General features: G+C 66.4%; 1 protein-coding gene. It reads right to left on the bottom strand.

Annotation, left to right across the window (positions count from 1 at the left end):
* Positions 1–1,311, bottom strand: a 1,311-nt coding sequence (gene acs, locus RBB18_RS23110; RefSeq protein WP_306112639.1) for an acetate--CoA ligase, incomplete at both ends; no start/stop codon positions are given.

Raw genomic sequence — 1,311 nt, 5'->3', positions numbered from 1 at the left:
CTTGTTCATTCTGTTGTCGATGAGGTCGTCGACGACGGAGGGGTCTGCGAGTGTGGAGGTGTCGCCGAGGGCGCCGTAGTCGTCCTCGGCGATCTTGCGCAGGATGCGGCGCATGATCTTGCCGGAGCGGGTTTTCGGCAGGCCGGGGGCCCATTGGATCAGGTCGGGCTTGGCGATGGGGCCGATCTCGGAGCGGACCCAGTCCTGCAGCTCCTTGCGCAGTTCCTCGGTGGGCTCTTCGCCAGACATCAGGGTGACGTAGCAGTAGATGCCCTGGCCCTTGATGTCGTGCGGATAGCCCACCACGGCGGCCTCGGAGACCTTGGAGTGGGCGACGAGGGCGGATTCGACCTCGGCCGTGCCCATGCGGTGGCCCGAGACGTTGATCACGTCATCGACGCGGCCCGTGATCCAGTAGTCGCCATCGGCGTCCCGGCGGCAGCCGTCGCCGGTGAAGTAGTAGCCCTTGTACTGCTGGAAGTAGGTGTTCATGAAGCGCTCGTGGTCGCCCCAGACGGTGCGCATCTGGCCGGGCCAGCTGTCGGCGATGCAGAGCACGCCCTCGGCGGGGTTGCCCTCGACCGTCTTGCCGCTCTCGGGATCGAGCACCTCGAACTTCAGCCCGAAGAAGGGCTTCATCGCGGCGCCCGGCTTGGTGGCGTGGGCGCCGGGCAGGGGGGTCATCAGGTGGCCGCCGGTCTCGGTCTGCCACCAGGTGTCGACGATGGGGCAGGTGCCCTTGCCGACCACGTTGTGGTACCAGTTCCAGGCCTCGGGGTTGATCGGCTCGCCCACGGTGCCCAGCACCTTGAGGTCGCTCAGATCGCACTTGGTGACGTACTCGTCGCCCTGGCCCATCAGCGCGCGGATGGCGGTGGGGGCGGTGTAGAACTGGTTGACCTTGTGCTTTTCGCAGACCTGCCAGAAGCGGCTGGCATCCGGGTAGGTCGGCACGCCCTCGAACATCAGGGTCGTGGCGCCATTGGCCAGGGGCCCGTAGACGATATAGCTGTGGCCGGTGACCCAGCCCACATCGGCGGTGCACCAGTAGACGTCGCCCTCGTGGTAGTCGAAGGTGATCTCGTGCGTCATGGCGGCGTAAACCAGGTAGCCGCCGGTGGTGTGCACGACGCCCTTGGGCTGGCCGGTGGAGCCCGAGGTGTAGAGGATGAAGAGCGGATCCTCGGCGTTCATCTCGGCGGGCTCGCAGGTGTCCTCGACCTTTTCGGCCTCCTCGTGGAGCCAGAAGTCGAGGTCGCGGCGCCAGGCGATGGGATCGCCGGTGCGCTTGACGACGAGGCATTTGACGTC

This window comes from Roseovarius sp. MMSF_3298, assembly GCF_030733705.1.
In the GTDB taxonomy this organism is placed as follows: Bacteria; Pseudomonadota; Alphaproteobacteria; order Rhodobacterales; family Rhodobacteraceae; genus Roseovarius; species Roseovarius confluentis.
The sequence above is the reverse complement of the archived record's forward strand: the minus strand, read 5'-3'. Positions and strand labels throughout refer to the sequence as shown.